This is a genomic window from Planococcus sp. SSTMD024, from assembly GCF_041320495.1.
Lineage (GTDB): Bacteria > Bacillota > Bacilli > Bacillales_A > Planococcaceae > Planococcus.
Genome location: NZ_JBGGNS010000022.1, coordinates 326,107 through 346,153, shown reverse-complemented (window position 1 = coordinate 346,153; position 20,047 = coordinate 326,107). Strand labels below are relative to the sequence as shown.

Below are 20,047 nucleotides of genomic sequence, written 5' to 3'. Positions count from 1 at the left end.
TGCCAATTTTCCTTGCCCAGCATTTCAGGAGTCCAGGTTTTCTTTCTGCCCGTTTCGCCCAATCCAGTAAATCACGCCCAGCAGCAAAACGAAATTGGACACCGCGACAGCCAATCTAGCTGCCGGATCCGGCAAAACACTTCTCAAGTCAAAGAAGACATGGCCCCACGTGACAAGGGTTGACAGGATAATCGCGACTAAAAATCCGCGCTTCATTCAATTCCTCCTTTAGTAATTTCTGCGATTCCCAAAACTTAAGTGAGTCCATCGATGTACTCTTTGTATATTTGGAGGAATTGTGTCCTTTCTTCGAGAAACGGATAGTGATTACTATTTTCGAAGATAGCCAGCTGCGCTCCCGGAATCAGTTCAGCCATCTCTTGTGAATACATGAGCGGGCACTGCACATCGTGGCGGCCGCACATAATCAGTGTCGGCGTAGTGATCAACTGCAGTTTGCGGGTGATATCGAATAGCTGCAGTTCCCGGCTGAAGAAGTCCATGCGGATCGCCGACATCTTTTTGGTTATGGGGCTTGAAAAATAACTTTCGTAGTTGTCCGGGTTGGCTAAAGACAACTTGGTTCTTTCGATTTTCCATTACTCTTTTTGCCGTTCCGTCGCTTCTGTACTTTTCAAATGTTCAATCAGCTCCTGCATCCGCAAAAACCGGGGATGCTTAGGGTTATAAATGCAGTCGTTCGAAAACGTCATATACTCTCTTGCTGCCGCACCGGCAATAATCAGGTAACGAAGATACGGCGAAAAATAGATGCCGTAAACGACACCGAGCATGCCGCCGGTTGAATGCCCCGCAAATCCCCATTGCTCAAAACCCAAAGCTGTGCGTATCGCTTCAAGGTCAAAGACACTCTCCAGCATGCTCAATTCATACGGATGCTGTGCTTTTTCGGAGTTTCCGGCTTCCCGCAGATTAACGAGGTAGACACGATTTGTTTCGGTGAACATTTCGGCAAAGTAATCTCCCGTCTCATTGAACTCCGAATAAAGATGCGTCACGCATATCGGGTCTCCGCTGCCTTTGGCGAACACTTCAAACTCACCGCGCGAAGTGGCAACCATCATTTGCTTCCAAGTCATTCCCATTCCCCTCTCACCGAGACATCTTAAGCTGACCTTTCTCTTTTTCTTTTCTTCAGATAGATATAAATGCCATGGATACCAATCGCTACCATAATGCTTGCCGCTGCTGTATGATAACCAGATTTAATTGTTTGGCTAAGAGACGAGGCGCTTACTGCCGACGAACACAGTATGCTAGCTAGGACGATAACAAGAATGATTCGCTCTTTCATACCAACCCTTCTTTTTCCTTTTATAGGGAATTATAATTTAACGATACCACTAAATCTTGAGCCAATAAATAGAAAAACCATTTGCCAGAGCAGGCAAACAGTTTTTATGGTTCGACTAATAGATCCCTTATTTTCCTGCTACAACATTATCGAAGGGAGTGAGCTGGTCATTTAAAAAAACAGCGATTTTATCATGTTCTTTGCCTGTCTTCAATTTATACGAATACTGCTGAATCTCATCGTTAGTTTCTTCATTTGAAACACTCAGCAGCATCTTCACCATATCGCCTTCCACTTGCATTTCGTGTTCAATAATACCTGGACTATGAAAAACGATAAATGAGTAATTGTTTCGATAAATCTGCTGGAGCTTATGCTCTGGGTTAACATTTTCTTGCACACTATAAGGCAACATATGGACCTTTTTGAAGCTTGGTCCATCAGTTAAATCATAAATACCGATACTAATAACTAAAGCCGCCGCTGCTAGAAAAAGCATTTTTCTCATGCGCCACTCTCCTTATCCTCTTCACTACGATTTGTTGTGCTCAAATGGGTTATTTACTACTGAGCTGGGTCTTTTTATACAAAACATGCTTTCTTAACGGGCTGCCTTCTGGAACGCGCGGATGTTCGAACTCTCCTACCTTCTCCATGCCGATCCGCTTCATGACGGTTTCAGACGGTGCGTTGACCGTTGAAGTGAACGAGTAGATTTCTTTTTTCCTGAGCTCCTCAAACGCATACACCAGGCAAGCTTTCGCCCCTTCTGTCGCATAGCCCCGTTTCCAGTACTTGTGGTCTAAGCGCCAACCAATTTCGGTCGCCCCTTCAATTCCGATATCGAAATTGACATCCAATAAACCGATAAAGCCGATAAACGCCCCATCTTCTTTTCGTTCCACCGCCCAAAGCCCGTAGCCCATCTCCTCAAAATGCGCTTCGATGCGGTCGATCAAGGCGTCCGATTCGGCACGGCTCAAGGTTTTTGGAAAGAACTCCATTACGTCAGTGTTTGCATTCAAAGCCGCGAACGGTGTGCGATCAGACGCTTTCCACCGCCTGAACCCGAGCCGTTCGGATTCGAATAAATAGCCGTTCTCCATGCAATCTTCCTTTCACAGTTCTTTTTCCTCTGAGTTTGTTTCCTCTGCTGCTAAAAAGTATTTTGCTTTCCACTCCCTGTCTGTCGCTTTGAATAAAAGCACGAGTCCTGCAATGAAGAGCACCAGGCTCAGGATAATCGGGAAAATGCCCACTTCACCCAATGCCGTTAAATAAAGCCCATATTCCCCTGAATAACCGACTTCCCTCAAATGCAGCGAATACACCGCCGCTGCGACCAAAGTAAACCCAAACAATAGAATGCCCGAGATGACGCCGATGCCGCCACCGATCAACTGCTTCATAACTTTCCCCCTCATTAAAGTTATAAAAAAAACAGGCGTCCGGAATCCGAACCGCCTGTTTTTCTGTGTTACTCGAACAATTGCCGGATGCTTTGCGTCGGCAAAGCGCCTTCACCGCCGAGGATGTAGATGCCGCTGACGGTTTTCAGCTGCGTTTGGACTGTCTTCACAGTCGCCGCATTCGGGCCGTTCGGTGCCGTCAACACGAGTGGTGCTTTCGTTTTCGCTGCCAGTACGGAGCCAGCGAGTGCATCCGGATAGTTCGCGCCGGTCGACAAGTACATGTTCTGGTTGTCGAAAGATGCTTTGAAATGGTTGATGATCGCGCTGTTCGTCTCGTAGCGTGAAGCGCCGGACAGGCGGACCGGGTTCTTGATTTCTTTTGCCGCGCTGTCAGAAACAGCGCCCTTACCGCCGACGATGAAGATTTTGCTGTAGGCTTTCGAAGCGAAATGCGCTTTCACTTCCGCCGGCAAGCCGTTCGGTTTCGTCAGCAAGATCGGCATCTTCTGGCTGCCTGCGACCGGAGCGATCGACAAGGCATCCGCAAATGTCGAACCGGTTGCCACGACCGCTTGCGTCGAGTTGGTCATTTTTTTCGCGATATTGACCGATGTTTCGTAGCGGTTTTTGCCGCTGATGCGTGTTGCTTTAATCTTAAGGTCTTTCAGTTCCAGTTCGACCGCTGGGCTGATGGCGCCCTGCCCGCCGATCAAGGTCACTTCTTCCACTTTCAAGCGTTTCAGTTCATCTTTTACCGCTTTCGGGATCGAATTGGTTTTCGTGAGCAATAGCGGTGCGTTTTGATATGCCGCAAGCGGCGCTGCACTCAAGGCATCCGGGAAATCGCCGCCTGTTGCCAAGACGGCTTTTTTCGATGTGCTCCAGCCTTTTTTCGAGACTTCCACTGCGGTATCGTAGCGGCTTGCCCCGCTGATGCGGTCGGCGAGGTTCCATTTATCGTCCATCGCTAGAATCGCTTCCGCTCCGTTCAAGCGGCCCCAGCCGGAGACGAGGTCAAAGCCCGGTGCCAACTCTTTCATTTCATACGGAAAATCTTCTTCGAAGAAAGGATCTCCTCCAAACGGATCCGGACGGTCTTCTTCGATAAATGCAACATCATCCGCTGAAGCCGTCAGCAAATTCTCCAGCTGGCCCGGCGTCAGGTTCGGGTTGATTGATTTCAAGACACCTGCAACTGCCGCGACGTGCGGCGCTGCCATGGATGTTCCGGACATCAAGGTGACATTGCCGTCCGGGAGCAAGCTCGGGATGTCGGTACCCGGTGCGACAAGGTCAAGCCCTTCGCCGTAGCTCGAGTAATCCGATACGAGGTCGAGTTTGTTCGTTGCGCCGACCGCGATTGCGTATTTCGAGGATGCCGGGTAGGACACTTCTTCCCAACCGTCATTACCGGATGCCGCGACAATCGTCACGCCGCGCTCGCTTGCGTATTTCATGGCGTATTCCAAGACGCGGCTATAGCCGCCGCCCAAGCTCATGTTGATGATGTCGGCCCCTTGGTCTGTTGCGTACAGGATGCCGTATGCGATTTGTTCTGTGTCGCCGTAGCCTGTCGCATCAAGCACTTTCACCGGCAGGATTTTCGTCGACTGGTTGATGCCTGTCATCGAATAATCGTTGTCCGCTTCCGCTGCGATGATGCCGGAAACGTGTGTGCCGTGCCCTTCGTCATCAAATGCTTTATTGTCGTCGTTGATGAAATCGTACCCTGTGCTGATTACTTGGTTCTTCAAATCGGCCAGCGTGTAATCAACGCCGGTATCGATGACCGCGGTGATGACTTCCGTCTGCCCTTTTTGCGCTGCGAGCGACGTCATTTCCTCGAAATCGATGTCCGCGTCTTCAATGCCAAAGCCGCCGCCCGCGTTTTCAAGCGACCACTGCTCGTCATAATAGATGTCTTCTGAGTGAAGCTTGTATTGCTGTACCGGTTCGACGAATTCGACTTCCGGCAAGTCTTCAAGTGACTGCAAAGTTTTATTCGTTGAAGCAGCCGACATGCCCGACTTCAAATCAACTACGTAAAATTGGTTGAATTTCGGCGCTTCCGCCTCAAACTCGGAAACTGATTTGACGCCAGCTGTTCCTGCTTCCGCTTTCGTCAGTGTTTCGCCTTCTTTTACTTTCACAATGACTTTATTGATTGAAGCGTCTTTTACGACATAAGGAGTCGGAAGCATTGCCGACATGACCGATTTCCCGGCCAACTTGTTGATGTTGATCGCCTGGCCTGCCGCTTCCACGTCGTCCTTCAGATTGGCAGGCGCGGTTTTCAACGCCAGCGCGTATAATTCATTGATCGCTTTCTGGTCAGCTGCCGTGACGGTTTTCGAGCTTTGGAAGCCATTTTCTGCAATGCTCGTGACCAAGCCGTCGAGTTGCTTGAGGTTTTTCTTCAATGAATCGCGGACCGATGCTTCCTTCACGGCTTGATAGCCGATGAACGGCGCCAGCTTATAGTAAAGCTTGGTCAATTCTTTGCCGCTCTCTGTTTTCGAAAGCACTTCGCCGCGGATAACGCGCAATTGGTCAAGCAGTTTTTGATCGCTTGCCGCCGCGTCGTCCATGACCAGTTCCGCCGGGCATTGCTCATCGTTCGTCGGTTTCGACGCTTTTACGGTGACGCCGTCAAAGCCGATTGTGTAACTCGCTTCGTCGGCTTCAGGCAATTCCACCGGCAATTCTTCCGCGTAAGAAGATACCTTTATGTAGTAGGGCCCTTCCCAGGCGACCGGGAACTTCACAGTCGACTTTCGTTCTGCGAAACTGTAGTTGCTGAACGGGTCGAAAGGCTGGTCGGCGGTCGCGCGTTCTGCGTCTGGGTAAACGGTAAAGGTCAATTCATCATCTGACTGGAGAGAAACTTCAAAATGCGTATGTACCGAGACTTGTGCAGGATCGACGTCGATCCGGTACCAATGTTCGTTGTCTTCTGCAGAAAAAGTATCGCTTACGTCATCTCCTTGCTCCAATACATCTGCATCCACCAAATCTTCGGCTTGTGCCGTTTGTGTTGCCGGTAAAACGCCAAAAAGTGATACCCCCATCAAAAAACTCGTCGCAATCTTGAACGCGCGGTCCATCCTACCATCCCCATTTCAATTTTTTTACAATTTCATTAAATCCATTAAAGCACATCGGAAGGCATAAAAATAGATAGTTTTCAAAATATTTTTCCGTGACTTTTGATGCTCTTGGAGTTGGGCGTCTCGATTATAAAAAATCGGAGAAGACTTGCCTGAATTGGCATATCTTCCCCTCGTCTATCCCTTCATTTTTTCGCGTGCTGCTCCGGCATATCGAGCGGCGTAAAATAATACGAACAATCCGGCCAGTCCAATTCTTCGCTGAGGATGTCAAAAGTCGAGCGGAAAAATTCCTGCATCGCTTGTGTCGGATCGGGCGAGCCTGCAACTTTATCGAGCATCAGGAAGTACTCGCTCAGCGAAGCTTCAAAATACGCGTCGGCAGGCTTTAAGCGCTCGTTGTCGAGTTCCTTATTGATAAATGGATACGGCAGCACAAAAAACGCCGGTACATCGACGTTGGCGTCGCCAAGCCAGAATCCATACTCGATGAAATGTTCATCGAATGCCGCTTTTTCGATGACTTTGTCTTCCGGGTACGGCTGGCGGATGCCCGGCAAAACGAGCGACGAGACGTCGAAGGTTCCCCAGAACAAGGCGGGCTTCATTTTTCGGGAGCGCAGCGGGCCGATGAATTTCAGCTGTGCGGCGGCCGCAAAATGAAACAGCTTGAGCCCGCGTATTGCCTGTTCCCAATTAAAGGTCAGGGGTGTGTCGTCTTCGTCGAGATTGGTTTTATACGCCATCTCCTGCGGTTTGGGGTTGACCTTCAACTCGATGCCTTTCGATGACAGCGCATCGAAAATTTCTTTGAAATAGGTTTTGATCGACTTGGCCGTCTCGAGCGGCACGGCTTGCACATGTCCATCAACATTGATGAGGATACGGCTTTCATGAATATCCAAGTCGACTTGAAAAGCGCGATCTTGATGGAACAACAAGCCCGTCGTGAACCCATTTGGGGTTATGGCGAGCGTTACGTGTGCCCACTGCGGTTCCTGCTCGGCGGTTTCGAGTTTAATCTTGCCAAGGATCTGTGACAGCAAATGCAAAGTGAATTTCGTATCGGCCCATTCGGAATGCTTGATCACTTCCATTTCCTTCTCCTCCTCTGGATTTCAAATCCATAAGCGTCGGCAGTTTCTTTCCCCTTATATTCGACATGCTTGCTGACTTTCCTATCCCTTTTTTGAAGAGAAGCCGGTTAACTTTTCCATCATTGAAAAAACCGCTTCAGCTGAAATTGCTGAAACGGTTTTCCATGGGGTTCATCCCCACCACATCGCCGTGACAAAAAAAGCCCAGAGCGAAGCGGCTGGTGCCACTGTAAACAAAACGACTGCATATAGTTCCCTGTGAGTATAGAATTTTTCCTGTCGCTTAATCAACACCAGCAACAAAAGCCCAGAGACCATGTATAGAAATATCCCCGCCGCCGTCAAGCCCGTCAAATAATAGACAGGGGCAAGCGGCACCGCATGCTCACTTAAAAAATATGCCATGCCTTGGCCGAATATACAAAAACAACTAGCCATCAAAAAACTCAGCAGTAAACTCCATTGAAGTTTTTTCATCTTTTTCTCCTTAATTCAAAACTTTAGCAATGCTTCTCAGTCAGTTCCAAATACTCTTCAATGGCGGAAGTCAGCGATTTCTGCGCATCTCGCCAAAACGCCACTTGCGTGATGTCCGCCCCCAGGTACTGGTCGCCCAATTGCTCGACGGTCATCTTTCCGGAGTCGCGCAACAAGGCATCGTAGCGTTCCGGGAATCCGTCCGGCTGCTGCTTGGCTTGTTCATAGACGCCGTTGCTGAATAAATAGCCGATTGTGTACGGAATATTGTAGAACGCCTTTTCGGCATCGTAGAAATGGCCAATGAACATCCATTTGTGAAGCGCCAGCTCCTCGACCAATCCGCCATAAATTTCATTTTCCACCTCAGCGATCATCGCTTTGATCTGTGCTGCGGAAATCATGCCGCCTTCCCGTTGTTCGTAAAATTTTCGTTCGAAACGGAACATATTCGGCACGCTCACGACGTACTTCAAACCGTCGCGGATTTTCATTTCGAGCATGGCGAGCCGTTCGTGTTCCTCTGTTGTCTGTTCAATCACCGCATCCAGCACCAGATTCTCCATGAACGTAGAAGCCGTTTCCGCGACACTCGTGCCTTTTTGCTGCGCAAGCGCCGGTTCGTCGTGAATGATGAAGTTGTGGTAGGCGTGGCCCAGTTCATGCGCCAAGGTTACCAAATCCTGATAAGTATCACGATACGTCAGGAAAATCCGGCTTTCTTTGGCTAGTGGCATCGACGCGCAAAAGCCGCCTTCTGCTTTACCCGGCCGGTTTTCGGCTTCGATCCAGTCTTGTTCAAATGCGCGGTCGGCAAAATGGCCAAGCTTATCGCTGAACTGATGGAATTGCTTGCTGATGACGGTTTTCGCCGAAGCAAAGTCCACTTTGTCCGACAGCGAAAAAGCCGGCGACTCCAGATCGAACCAGCCGGCTGTATCGTGGCCCGCCATTTTTAATTTGCGTTCGATATACGCTCTGTACAAATCCTTATTGCCGTCGATGGCCTTGAGCATCGCATCGATTGAAGCTTCCTGGATCCGGTTGTGCTCGAGCATCTCTTTCAGTTTGTTGTCCCAGCCCCGCTGCTCGTAAATCGCCAGTCGCGATCCCGCCACACGGTTCAAAATGGCCGCCACGGTATCCGCTTGCGCTTCACATGTGTCGGCCACAGCTTCAGCTGCGCGCTGTCGGCTGGCGCGGTCTTTGGCGTTTACCGCTTCATTCAACGCCTGGCCGATCGATACTTGCTGGAGCTCTCCGTCCACTTCAATCGGCACCCTTAACTTGGTTAAGACCAGTTCATGCTGCTGTTCCCAGCCTGACAGGCCATTGACGGACAGCGCGCTGATCATGCGCTCCAGTTCGACCGGCAAGCGGTCCTTTACCATTCCTCTTCTTTCATTCAAATAAAACGACGAGTCCTGAATACGGTCAGAAGCCGTAAACTCCCGCCACTCCGCATCGGAAAATTCAGCAAGGGCTTGATCCAACTCAACCTGCAACGAAGCGAGCTTGGCTTTCAGTTGGGCGCTGTCCTCCATCAAAGCGAGCGCTGCCTGATCCGCCACGTTTTCCGCATAAGCACAAATGGCGAAATCGTCGAGTTGCTCCCAACCGAGCAAGGCCATTTGGAATTGATCGATGACTTCCCATAAGACATCGTTTTCACGCGTTTTCATCTCGCGGTAATTTTGCAATTGACCAGCCGCTTGTTCGAGCGTATTTTGCAAACCCGCCATGAACGTTTTCAGTTCTTCTGATTGGCTTGTTCCCGCATATAAGGAAGTTAAGTTCCACGTTTGTGCTGTTGTCTGTTCCACGAATAATCCCCTTTTTGTCTGCGGCAGCATCCCACTGCCTTATTTACGCATCTTTATACTCATTCTTCTCTTTCCTGAAAATTCCTTTTTTAAATGAATACAAAGACCGCAAAACTATTGCAGTTGATCTCCGGGGCGTGTGGATTCACTTTTGACTTCTACACTCCACGACAAGATTGTGGTGCTGTCCCGGACTTGCTTGTCTTTGATTTTTTCCAACAGCGCCCGTACGCCTTCTGTATTTGAAACACCATCAAATCGTTTTGCCACTTCCAATGGATTTGAAAAATCGGCATTGGGGCATTCCACCAATCCATCGGTCGTCAGCACAATGTGATTGGTCCCTTTTCGTAATTCTTTTGCGCCTGTGCTAAAACACGGCACCGGCAAATCGAATGTGTTCACTTTGCCGATCCATTCATAAAAGCTGCGGTGGTTTTGCTGCATCTCGCCAAGCGCTTCGAGTTCAGGATGAAACAAGTACAACAGGCAATCGCCGACCGAGAGCCACCAAAGGAACTTGCCTTTTCGTGCAGTGCACAAGACAGCCGTTTCGCCTTGCACTTCGCTGCATGCTCTTTTAAAGTGTTCGCTGTCAAAAGCCGTCAGGAGAATTTCCGGTAGCTGGCCAAATGCTTGTTTGACCGGCAGCTTTAAAGCACCGTTGATTAAAGGTGCCAAGCGGCTAATTTCCGCTACGACGAGCTCCGCGCTTTCTGCCGTTTGATGGGCGTCCAGCAACACGGTAAATTCCCAGTCTTCCTCCGCGTTCGCCCAAACCATACAGCCATCTTCATTTTTCGTTTGCCCAGCTGTCGAATTGCCGCCAAACCGCCCAACTGTGACTGGCCCGATTTGCTGAATGTCCAGCTGGTCGACAAAATGTTTTTCGCTGCCGACCCAACTGAATTGTGCTTGCTCTTTTCTATTTGCCATGAGTATTTGCCTCCAAGCTTCACTACTGCTCCGATAAAGTTGCTAACTGCATTTGCCTGCTGTATTCGCGCAAAAAAAGCCTATCGCCTTTTCAAAAGGCAATAGGTCTTCCCCTGTTCAACTCTATTGATTAAGTTATTTTTGCTTTAAAACTGGACTCAACTATATTGTCACACCAATAGCACCCAATTCAAAATAGGCTGTCAATTTGGCATTTGCTTACTAGTACGGCCTCAAACAGCATGACGGGCGCCAGGCAATTTCTGGCTATTTCTCGAACGGTAGTTTTTCACGCCATTGATGCCGATTAGACAGGTAGCCGTTGCAGCAATGAGCGCTAGTGGAAGTGCTTTCCAACCACCTAGTACCGAACCAACACTAATGGCCACAAAAGCCCATAAAATGGCGGCATAATAACCTGTTTGGTATTCGACTTCCTTCAACAGCCGTAACGAAATGGCCGCAGCGGCCAATAACATTCCCGCTTGCCATAAAATTCCCAGCAAGCCTGTGACTGGCCATCCATAAAAAGTAAGCGCAGATGATAGATTGGCAAATACAGCGACTGTCGTCCACCCATAATAAAGCGCAAAAGTGCCTGTGACAATCCATCGCTCTGGAGAAGCCAAGGAAGCATTCAATAGGTCCAAAAATACTGAGCGCAACAGCAGCCCCATTGCCGCAAAGATGAAAACGGTGGTCCATAGCCATTCGTTGGAAGCACACCAAATCCATGCCCCGAAACCTATGAAGATTAAGCTGGAACGCGCAGCGATGCGGTCATAAATAGTTTTGGGATAGCTGACAGGGAGGAGCTGGTAAATAGCATAAGCAATTGTTCCGAGAACGATAACGGACCAAATCGAAAATGCGTATCCTGCTGGCGTAATGAGCGGATCGGCTCCGTCGCCTTCAAACAAGCCACCGTTTGCTTTTTCCACCGCCCATACAGTGGCCGGCTGCAACAACGCTAACGCAAGAACCGCGATTCGCTGTAATTTACTCAACAAGCGTTTCAGCCATTTCACTTTACTCCTCCACCTTCCTATACTAAAACCCCATTTTATTTTCTCTTACAATATACACAGAATTTTCAGTCAATAAAATACATATGCTTACAATTTTTCATGTATAAGCTTGAATTTATGAAAATAGCTTGTGGGCTCATGCTATACTGGACGATATAACCAGTCTTTTATTGGTGATTTTATTCGCTCCTGTACCCACAATATGATTTCATGGAAAGCGGTGGATTAGATGACTGTACTGGTGACTGGCTTTACCGGGAACGTAGGGTATGAAGTTGCCCAGAGTTTAAAAAGGAAAGGTATTTCTTTTAAGTGTGCGGTGCGCAATGTGGAAAAAGCCCGGAAACAATACGGCTATGCCTACGAATTTTCAACATTGGACTTTGCAGATCCAGCAACTTTCAAACCAGCTCTAGAAGAGGTGGATCAACTATTTTTAATGTATCCGCCTGGCGAAAACCTGAAATTCGCTGAATTTTTAGAAGCAGCAAAAAGTAGCGACATTCGCCACATCACCTACCTGTCGGTAAAAGATGTCCAGTTTTTGCCGTTTATCCATCACCATAAAAACGAAAAGCTGATTCGCAAACTGGGAGTTTCTTATACATTCATCCGCGCCGGCTACTTTATGCAGAACCTGAACGATTTTTTAGGAGAGGAAATTAAAGAACGCCAGCGTATTTATGTGCCAGCGGGCATGGGGAAAACCAGTTTTGTCGATGTACGGGATTTAGCGGAAATTGCTTCTTTATCCTTACAGGATCCGCCCCTGTACGAAAATAAAGCCTATACGATCACAGGCGATGAAGCGCTGAACTTTTCACAAGTTGCCGAAAAAATGACAGAAATTCTCGGCAAGCCAATTACCTATGCAAACCCTTCCCCTAAAGATTTTAAACAGTACATGCTGAGCCGCGGAAAAGATAAAGGGTTTATCAATGTGGTCATCGGCATTCATTTTCCGACCAAATTGGGATTGGCCAAGGGCATAACTTCCGATTACCAAAACTTGACCGGCCACCCCCCCAAGAAAATGGAAGCCTATCTGCATGATTACCGGCACTCGTGGAAGTGAGCACATATAAAGGCCAAAGCGTGATGAGTTCTCCAAATAAAACCCCGGATGGGACCACTGTTGTTGACGTGGGCCTATCCGGGGTTCGTTTTTGTTCACTGAGCGAATGACGAAGATGAGCAGATAACCGGTTTCCGCACAGCAAGCCCCATCAAATCCACTATTCTTTTCGCCGGTACAGATACATGGTCAGCGGCGCAAAAATCACGACGAAAATCGCGGATACGACGACCACCCATCCGATCTGCTCCCATGTGCCGTTGCCGTGCATCAAGCCGCGCACCGCTGTGGCGAGGATGGAAATCGGATTGATGTTGACGAAGCCTTGCAGCCAGGAAGGCAAAGTCGATGGATCGACGAAGACATTGCTGACGAACGTCAGCGGAAACACCACCAAAAAGCTGACCATCATCAAGGATTTTTCGGAGCGCATGATGATGCCGGCGGCGGTCCAAATCCACGAGAAGCTGAACGAGAACAATAAAATGACCAATACCGCGCCCAACACTCCCATCGCTCCGCCTTCCGGCCGAAATCCGAGCACCAGCCCGAGCCCGATCATAATCGCCGATGCCAGCGAGTAGCGGATGACGTCGACAAGCAGCGCCCCGACCAAAGCGGACGGGAGCCAAATCGGCAAGGTCCGGAAGCGGTCGAATATGCCTTTTCGAATGTCGTTATTCAAGTCGATGCCGGTATACATCGTAATCTGCGATACGGTCATGACCAAAATGCCAGGCAACAGAAATTGCAAGTATTCACCTGTCGATCCGGCGATTGCGCCACCGAACAAATACGTGAACATCAATAGAAAAATGATTGGAAACACCGTGACGTCAAACATCTGCTCCGGCACATGCTTGATCCTAAGCAGCGCCCGGTGGGCAAACGCCATCGTCGAAGCCAAGGCATTCGGCGGATCCGGCCGCCTGCTGGAAGCAATGGCATTCGACGGATGCACTTCTTCATACGCCGTTTTGTCATGTTCAATTTGCACGCTCATGAGTTTTCCTCCTCAGTCGGCTGATTGCTGGCGGCTTGTCCGGTCAATGTCAAAAACACTTCATCCAAGCTCGGCCGCCCGAGCGAAAAATCGCTGATGCCGATTTTTTCTTTGCCCAGTTCGCCAAGCGCTTCGGCAACGATCGAAGAGTCTTTTGCCTGCGCACTCAAGGTCACGCCGTCTGTTGATACGTGAACCGGGACGCTGAGCTTGCGTTCAAGAATGGCTGCTGCTTGCGCTTGATCGGCTGCATCGAGCAATTGCACATTCAATGTGCCAGTCCCGACAGATGCTTTCAATTCACTGCTCGTGCCTTCTGCGATGATCTTGCCTTGATTGATGACGGCAATGCGATCGGCCAGCTGGTCCGCTTCCTCCAAGTTCTGTGTCGTCAACAGCACGGTCGTCCCAGCCTGAACGAGTGCGCGCACAATCTCCCATACCTGATTGCGGCTGCGCGGGTCGAGGCCTGTCGTCGGCTCGTCGAGAAATAACAAATCCGGCGTCACAACAATGCTTGCGGCGATATCGATCCGCCGCCTCATGCCGCCCGAATACTTTTTCACTTGCCGCTTCGCCGCACCTTCCAAGCCGAATGCCGAGAGCAATTCCGCCGCACGCTGCTTCGCTTCCTTCACCGTATAACCCATGAGCCTGGAGATGAGCACCAAGTTCTCGATGCCGGTCAGATCTTCATCGATCGATGCATACTGGCCCGTTAAACTGATGCGGCTTTTGATGGCCGCGCTTTCTGTCTTCAAATCGTGGCCGAAAATGGTCGCGCTGCCCGCGTCCGGCTGGATCAATGTGGCGAGCATGCGGATCGTCGTCGTTTTTCCCGCCCCATTCGGCCCTAAAAACCCGTATACTGTCCCGCTTGGTATCGCTAAGTCCACACCGTCTACCGCCCGTTCTTTCCCGTACACTTTCACCAGTCCCGCCGCTTCTACAGCCAATCCGTTCGCTTGCCGGTCCACGCTTTTAGTTTCCATGCTTTTCACCTTTTTTCTTTGCAGGATACGTTCACATGATTATGGGCTCTATTATAAACCTTTTGGCAGAATATTCACTCTTTTTATTTTATTATAGAACAAACGTTCTCACTAATCCACTATTATTTTCTATCAAAAGAAAACCCCTGCACTTAGCAGGAGTTTACACATACAACTATTAAATCGACCATTTCACCAGCATCCCCGCATGGGTCAAACCGCCGCCGAATCCGTACAGCAGCAATTGATCGCCCGCTTTGATGCGGCCGTCTTTGACGCCTTGTGCCAAAGACAAGGGAATCGAGCCGGCAGAGGTGTTGCCGTAATATTCAAGGGAATAGATGGTGTTCTCAAGCGACAGCCCGCTTCTCGTGCAAATCGACTCGATGATCCGCAAATTGGCGCTATGCGGCACGAACCAATCCACTTCACCAGGCGTTACCCCTGCTTTCTCCATTAAGGCGTTGACACCTTTCGGCACGGTATTGACTGCCCATTTATATACTTCGCGGCCATTTTGCCAGACGACGTTGCGGGCAGCCAACTGTTCGCCGAACATCTCTCCGGCCAGGTCTGTGCAATACAGGTTATTCGCCAACGCGCCGTTTGTCCCCATATGCGACTCGATAAAGCTCGGGTTGTCTGCGTCGTGTTCGACCAGGACTGCCCCGCCGCCGTCTCCGAACAAGATGCAGGTCGAGCGGTCGGTGTAGTCGAGGATCTTCGAGAAAGTCTCTGCCCCGATCACCAGAATCTTCTTATGCAATCCGGAGGTGATCAAGCCGTTCGCCACCTGCAGGCCGTAGGAAAAACCTGCGCACGCCGCGTTCAAATCAATCGCGCCGGCGTTCGGGATGTTCAGTTTCGCCTGGACCATCGCGGCGACGCTTGGTGTTTTGAAATCAGGCGTCATCGTGCAAGCGATAATCAAATCGACATCGTCGAACGATTTTTCGTAGCGTTCCGCCAAATCTTGTACTGCACTCACACTTATATCACTCGTAAATTCGTGTTCTCCCGCAATGCGGCGCTCCCGGATGCCGGTGCGCTGGAGAATCCACTCGTCATTTGTTTCAACCAATTGTTCCAGGTCCAAATTCGTCAGCCTCTTTTCGGGTACATACGATCCGATGGCTGTAATTCGTGCTGCTGATTTGCTCATTCATACACCCCTTTAGCTTACTCACCTCATTTTAGCACCTAACATTAGTATTAGGTACCAATAATTTAGATGAATGGGCAAATACTTTTTACTGCATAATATTTTCAGCGTATTTCCGATTCATAAGTCATGGGCTGCCTAGGAAATAAGAAGTCTAGTATCGCTCCAGTTGTTTGTGGCAATTGACTTCTCAATATTTTTCTATCTCTTAAAATGCTTACACCCAAAATAAAAACTTCAAAGAGATGAGAAAAATGTTAAAAAATGAATAATAAATTTGATGCTAAATAGAACTTCTACGAGGAGTTTTTTTCAAGCACCCACTCGATCTTAAAGTGAAACGTAAAGACAATGCAGAAGTTTGGCTCGTAAATTTCTGCAAGCGGACGGCTGAGGCTCGCCCTTCAAAATCGTTCTGTGGAATAATGGGCATAAGAGAATTTATTTTTTAGGAGGCGCTGGAATGAAACGAAACCGAATCGCAAAAAGTGGTGAATTCCGCAAGCTCCTGAAGCAGGCTTTCGCCATCAACCAACGCCCGCTCCCCTGGGCCAAAGCACTGGCTGCCGGCATCAGCTCCGGGCTTCCCGTGCTGATTGGCGTCCTGTTGGGCCAGTTGCAATACGGGCTGATCGCAGGGCTCGGCGGCTTGGCATTTCTATATATGTTCAATGAACCGTACGCGCTGCGTTCGAAGAAAATCTTTTTCGCCGCGCTCGGCTTGGCCTTGTCTGCAGGGTTCGGCGCCCTGTTGTCGCAACAGCCCTTGCTCGCCGCAGCCGCCGTCGGCATCATCGGGGCATCGGCGGTGTTTATTTTCGGCGCCTATCAGTTCACGGGGCCGACCGCGATTTTTTTCGTTCTGGTGTTTTTGATCAACAATAATATGGCAGACACCCCGTCGCTGTTCTTTTTGCATGGCTTTCTCGTGTTCCTGGGCGGCATGCTGTCCTGGCTGATGGCGATGTGGGCTTATCCATTCAATCCCCATGCGCCAGAAACCAAAGCAGTGAAACGGGGCTATATGGCGCTCACTGCTTTGGCTGAATCGGCTGGGTCCGCTGAATTCTATGAAGTGCGCCAGCATGCCTGGTCCGCCTTGAAATCCGCCGAAACGGACCTCAGCAATGCAAACGCGAAGTGGACGCGCTCGAACCGGCTTGTGCAATTGACCTTGTTGCATGCGCAGGCAGTATCAATTTATGCCGAAATCATCAAGCGCGGCGACCGTTATTCGACCGTGTCGAAAGAAACCGTTGAGAATTTGCGGCTCATCGCTTCATCAGTCGAAGCGTCCGGCAAAAAATCCTTTGCCGCCGCCCCCCGCCTGCAGACGGAAACCGGCGATGCCTTAACCGAAAGCACACGAAAAGCTTATGATATCCTTACCGGCCGGCGCGACAAACGGACGCGTGATACCGAACTGAAAGCGGAATCGTTCAAGACCGTCTTTGCCAATGCTTTCAACAAACATTCCATGGTGTTTTTTGCGGCCATCCGCTTCGGCGTCGTTTTGGCGTTTGCGGCATTCGTCGCCTACTTCCTGCCGATCGACCCGTCGTATTGGGTGCCGTTGTCGGCTGCGGCGGTCATGTCCGGCGCCACGATCCTGTCGACGTTCAACCGCTCGCTTCAACGGTCGGCTGGCACCATTGTCGGCATTGTAGTCGCCGCTGTCATTCTGTCCTTCCAACCGGATGGACTGTTCATAGCGCTGATGATTTTCGCGTTGACGGCGCTCACGGAGCTGGCGATTGTCCTGAACTATGCCGTTGCGGCATTCTTCATCACGCCGAACGCATTGATGATTGCGGAAAGCACATCGCAGATCGGGGACCTTTCCTATTTCGCTTCCGCGCGCATTGTCGATGTGCTGATCGGTTCCGCGATCGGATTGCTCGGGGTGTTGCTGATCGGCAGGCGCCGCGCGTCCACGTTGCTGCCTCCGCTCATGTCCAAAACTTTGCGAAGCCAGCAGCGCTTCATGAGCCTGCTGTTTTCACCATATAGCCCGGACATCGATGCACAACCGATCGAACAAAAGAAAATGCGCACCAATCTTAACAATTTGAAACTGGTGCTGGACACTGCACAAGGCGAATTGCCGCAGCGGCCGGAAAATCTCGCTCTCTTGCAGCAGGTGTTTTTCGCTTCCGAACAGCTCGCCTTCCTGCTCGAAAATGCAGCGCAAAAAGACCGGCTCGCCTTATCTCCGGTCCAACTCGGGCAGCTTCATCTGTTTTTCGAAATGATGGCGAATGCGTTGGAAGGCAACTGGCCATTTGCGGAACACGTGATTCCGGAAATCCCAGGATTCCCGGAAATCGAACAGGAACTCGCTGCCTTGCAGGAAACGGTTCGAATGAGCACGCGCAAGGCCGACTTGCACGAAAAAGACGAAGCCTTTGAGTAGGCTTCGTCTTTAGTTTGTCGAGAAAGTAAAGTAGTTGTATTTTCCGAAGCTTATTGCTCGCTTTCCGTGGGGCGGGAATCGAGCCTCCTCGTTCGCTAAGCTCACTGCGGGGTCTCTCAAACCCGTCGCTTCGCTGCTCCCACAGGAGTCGAGCAAACGCTTCTCCAAATACTTGAATAAATCATTGATTTTTGAATGTCGAAAAGATCGTCAGCTTTTAATTTAATATCTGTCTAACAAACTTCTTCAATACTCTGAAGACGAAGCCTTTGAGCAGGCTTCGTCTTTTTTGCGCATGTGAACTTCAAGTGCATGTGTGTAAACCTTACTTGACGTAAAGTCTCCTTTACACGTAACATGGAAACATAATTACGAGGACGTGATGGAGTGGATAATAAATTAAAGGAATTGCGGGAGACGCACGGTTATTCACAAGACCAGCTCGCCAAAAAACTGGGCGTTTCGCGACAGACAATCATTTCAATTGAAAAAGGGCGCTACAACCCTTCGCTTCCGCTCGCCTTGCAGATGGGCCAAATTTTCGAAACGCCTGTCGAAGACATTTTCTTTTTAGATGGCAGCCCGGATTAACCGGTTGAACCACGAAGGAGGGATTATTATCAATTACCGCATTGCATTTTCAGCACTGGGCTCGTTATTTTTGCTGATGGGAGGATTTTTGACTATAGCAGCATTCATGGCCAATAGTGCTCCGCTATCGGAAACCTATACCATCCTTTCGATGTCAGTGATGGCATTTTGTTTGAGCTACCTATACCCACAATTTGTCCAAAAAGATGAACGCATGCAGCTGATCCGTCAAAAAGGCATGTTCTTCACTTTCTTTGCGTTCCTGTTCTATTCTTTCATCCTCAACTTATTAGTGGAATTTGAAGTTGTTCAATTAACCGCCAGTGAAGCGATCAATATTTTAACCGCGTTGATGATCAGTACTTTGTTTACGTCATGGGTTTTCCTTTCGAGGCGTTATTGATGAAAAACGTAATTCTATTGTTAAAAATCATCTTGGCTATCTCGGCAGTAGGCAGCATTTCACTAGGAATTTATTTGTACTTGCACGCAAATGACGGTGCCGCCGGCCATCTATTGCCTCTAGCACTAACAATGAATACTTTCATCACCATTATCTTGCTGCTCCTCTTTACACTGGAGAAACGCATGGGCCAACCCAAACGCTTGGACAGTGCCCATGGGAAGTGAATGTGCATCACCCCTCACTTTATTTAAAACATGTATAGTACACTGAATAGAAGTGAAAACGAATCAGCTGTGCTTGAAAAGGAGCGGATTAGGAATGGATCCTTTAACGTCGATCAAAGAAAACTTGTCGAAACTTACGACTGGCCAACGTGCGATTGTGGATTATATTATGAAAAACTCTTCAGAAGCCGCTTTTTTAACCGTGCATGAATTGGCACAGCGTGTAAATACCAGCACCACCACCATTATGCGGCTGACCGCAAACCTTGGCTATAGCGGCTATAGCGAATTTCAAAAAGGCTTGCAGCAGCGATTGCGGGATCAAACCGCTCCGCAGAACCGCTTGAAATTAAACCTCGAAAGCCCCACTGAAGGCGACTTGTGGGAAAACACCATCGCCCATCACATGCATCATATCCGCAATTTGGCCGAACAATTACCGAAGGCGCAACTTGATGCAGCCGTCCAAAAAATTGTCTCCGCACGCCACATTTACTGCACCAGCGTTCGCAGCGGGCTGCCGGTCGGGCAATACTTGAGCAACGGCTTGAACCGGACATCCGGAAACGCGAGACTTTTCATTGCCGACACGAGCGATTGGGTCGATGAAGTGATCACCATGAATGAAGGCGACTTGATCATTGCGACCAGTTTCCCCCGCTACGCCAAGCGCATCATCGACTTTGTCAAAGCCGCGAAATTACGGAAAGTGCAAATCGTGGCCATCACCGATAGTTTCTCTTCGCCTATTGTCGAGTTTGCGGATCTCACGCTCGTCTGCGAATCGGATAGTCTTGCTTTTCATAACTCGCCCATCTCAGCAATGGTTGTCGCCGACTATTTGATCAACGCAACCGCCATTACCCAATCCGAGAAAACGAAAGAACGATTGGACCTCATCAACGATGTGCTGACCGGCATGGATTATCACTACAACAACTCATCAAAAGATTCCTAAAACCGTCTTTTTGCAGCCACCTAAACTT

At 49.4% G+C, this 20,047-nt stretch carries 19 protein-coding genes and 1 pseudogene; 6 read left to right on the top strand and 14 right to left on the bottom strand.

The features are described 5' to 3' along the window. Positions 1–24: 24 nt before the first annotated feature. The 11 genes and pseudogenes from AB9R92_RS10535 to AB9R92_RS10485 all read right to left on the bottom strand — a co-directional run bounded on the left by AB9R92_RS10535 (position 25) and on the right by AB9R92_RS10485 (position 11,195). On the bottom strand, positions 25–216 hold the full coding sequence (locus AB9R92_RS10535; protein WP_370669405.1) for a hypothetical protein: 192 nt from the start codon (positions 214–216) through the stop codon (positions 25–27). Between the two features lie 38 nt (positions 217–254). Continuing rightward, a pseudogene (locus AB9R92_RS10530) lies at positions 255–1,100 on the bottom strand (alpha/beta fold hydrolase). 342 nt (positions 1,101–1,442) lie between these two features. Beyond that, positions 1,443–1,823 carry a hypothetical protein gene (locus tag AB9R92_RS10525; protein ID WP_370669404.1) on the bottom strand — a complete coding sequence of 127 codons (381 nt, stop codon included), beginning with the start codon at positions 1,821–1,823 and terminating at the stop codon, positions 1,443–1,445. A 49-nt stretch (positions 1,824–1,872) separates the two neighbouring features. Beyond that, a complete protein-coding gene (locus tag AB9R92_RS10520; protein WP_370669403.1) occupies positions 1,873–2,421 on the bottom strand; it encodes a GNAT family N-acetyltransferase in 549 nt (182 codons plus the stop codon). Positions 2,422–2,433: 12 nt separating this feature from the next. After that, complete coding sequence (locus AB9R92_RS10515; RefSeq protein ID WP_370669402.1) at positions 2,434–2,724, bottom strand: phosphatase; 291 nt, start codon at positions 2,722–2,724, stop codon at positions 2,434–2,436. A gap of 68 nt (positions 2,725–2,792) precedes the next feature. Continuing rightward, positions 2,793–5,831: a cell wall-binding repeat-containing protein gene (locus tag AB9R92_RS10510; RefSeq protein WP_370669401.1), complete on the bottom strand. Its 3,039-nt coding sequence runs from the start codon at positions 5,829–5,831 to the stop codon at positions 2,793–2,795. 188 nt (positions 5,832–6,019) lie between these two features. Then, a complete protein-coding gene (locus AB9R92_RS10505; protein WP_370669400.1) occupies positions 6,020–6,931 on the bottom strand; it encodes a DUF5996 family protein in 912 nt (303 codons plus the stop codon). Between the two features lie 171 nt (positions 6,932–7,102). After that, positions 7,103–7,408, bottom strand: a complete 306-nt coding sequence (locus AB9R92_RS10500) for a hypothetical protein (RefSeq protein WP_370669399.1) — start codon at positions 7,406–7,408, stop codon at positions 7,103–7,105. Between the two features lie 23 nt (positions 7,409–7,431). Next, the gene (locus AB9R92_RS10495; protein ID WP_370669398.1) at positions 7,432–9,231 is read right to left on the bottom strand and encodes a M3 family oligoendopeptidase; all 1,800 of its coding nucleotides are present in this window, start codon (positions 9,229–9,231) and stop codon (positions 7,432–7,434) included. A 114-nt stretch (positions 9,232–9,345) separates the two neighbouring features. Continuing rightward, entirely contained in the window at positions 9,346–10,167 is an 822-nt protein-coding gene (locus AB9R92_RS10490) for a PP2C family serine/threonine-protein phosphatase (protein ID WP_370669397.1), read from the bottom strand. A gap of 233 nt (positions 10,168–10,400) precedes the next feature. Further along, the gene (locus AB9R92_RS10485) at positions 10,401–11,195 is read right to left on the bottom strand and encodes a hypothetical protein (protein WP_370669396.1); all 795 of its coding nucleotides are present in this window, start codon (positions 11,193–11,195) and stop codon (positions 10,401–10,403) included. Between the two features lie 229 nt (positions 11,196–11,424). On the opposite strand from AB9R92_RS10485, the gene AB9R92_RS10480 reads away from it, so the two are divergent. Further along, entirely contained in the window at positions 11,425–12,270 is an 846-nt protein-coding gene (locus AB9R92_RS10480) for an SDR family oxidoreductase (protein ID WP_370669395.1), read from the top strand. Positions 12,271–12,430: 160 nt separating this feature from the next. Here the strand turns inward: AB9R92_RS10480 and AB9R92_RS10475 are convergent, their stop codons facing one another. The 3 genes from AB9R92_RS10475 to AB9R92_RS10465 all read right to left on the bottom strand — a co-directional run bounded on the left by AB9R92_RS10475 (position 12,431) and on the right by AB9R92_RS10465 (position 15,427). Continuing rightward, the gene (locus AB9R92_RS10475; protein WP_370669394.1) at positions 12,431–13,273 is read right to left on the bottom strand and encodes an ABC transporter permease; all 843 of its coding nucleotides are present in this window, start codon (positions 13,271–13,273) and stop codon (positions 12,431–12,433) included. Continuing rightward, entirely contained in the window at positions 13,270–14,265 is a 996-nt protein-coding gene (locus tag AB9R92_RS10470; RefSeq protein WP_370669393.1) for an ATP-binding cassette domain-containing protein, read from the bottom strand. The genes AB9R92_RS10475 and AB9R92_RS10470 overlap by 4 nt, the downstream gene beginning before the upstream one ends. 178 nt (positions 14,266–14,443) lie before the next feature. After that, entirely contained in the window at positions 14,444–15,427 is a 984-nt protein-coding gene (locus AB9R92_RS10465) for a ketoacyl-ACP synthase III (protein WP_370669392.1), read from the bottom strand. A 463-nt stretch (positions 15,428–15,890) separates the two neighbouring features. Here AB9R92_RS10465 and AB9R92_RS10460 point away from each other — a divergent pair, with 463 nt between their 5' ends. The 5 genes from AB9R92_RS10460 to AB9R92_RS10440 all read left to right on the top strand — a co-directional run bounded on the left by AB9R92_RS10460 (position 15,891) and on the right by AB9R92_RS10440 (position 20,019). Continuing rightward, positions 15,891–17,840: an FUSC family protein gene (locus AB9R92_RS10460; RefSeq protein WP_370669391.1), complete on the top strand. Its 1,950-nt coding sequence runs from the start codon at positions 15,891–15,893 to the stop codon at positions 17,838–17,840. A 387-nt stretch (positions 17,841–18,227) separates the two neighbouring features. Next, positions 18,228–18,431, top strand: coding sequence for a helix-turn-helix transcriptional regulator (locus AB9R92_RS10455; protein ID WP_370669390.1), 204 nt, complete (start codon positions 18,228–18,230; stop codon positions 18,429–18,431). A 76-nt stretch (positions 18,432–18,507) separates the two neighbouring features. Then, a complete protein-coding gene (locus AB9R92_RS10450; RefSeq protein WP_370670095.1) occupies positions 18,508–18,834 on the top strand; it encodes a permease in 327 nt (108 codons plus the stop codon). After that, positions 18,834–19,061: a hypothetical protein gene (locus AB9R92_RS10445; protein WP_370669389.1), complete on the top strand. Its 228-nt coding sequence runs from the start codon at positions 18,834–18,836 to the stop codon at positions 19,059–19,061. Before AB9R92_RS10450 ends, AB9R92_RS10445 begins: the two co-directional genes overlap by 1 nt. 94 nt (positions 19,062–19,155) lie before the next feature. After that, a complete protein-coding gene (locus AB9R92_RS10440) occupies positions 19,156–20,019 on the top strand; it encodes a MurR/RpiR family transcriptional regulator (RefSeq protein WP_370669388.1) in 864 nt (287 codons plus the stop codon). Positions 20,020–20,047 lie beyond the last annotated feature (28 nt).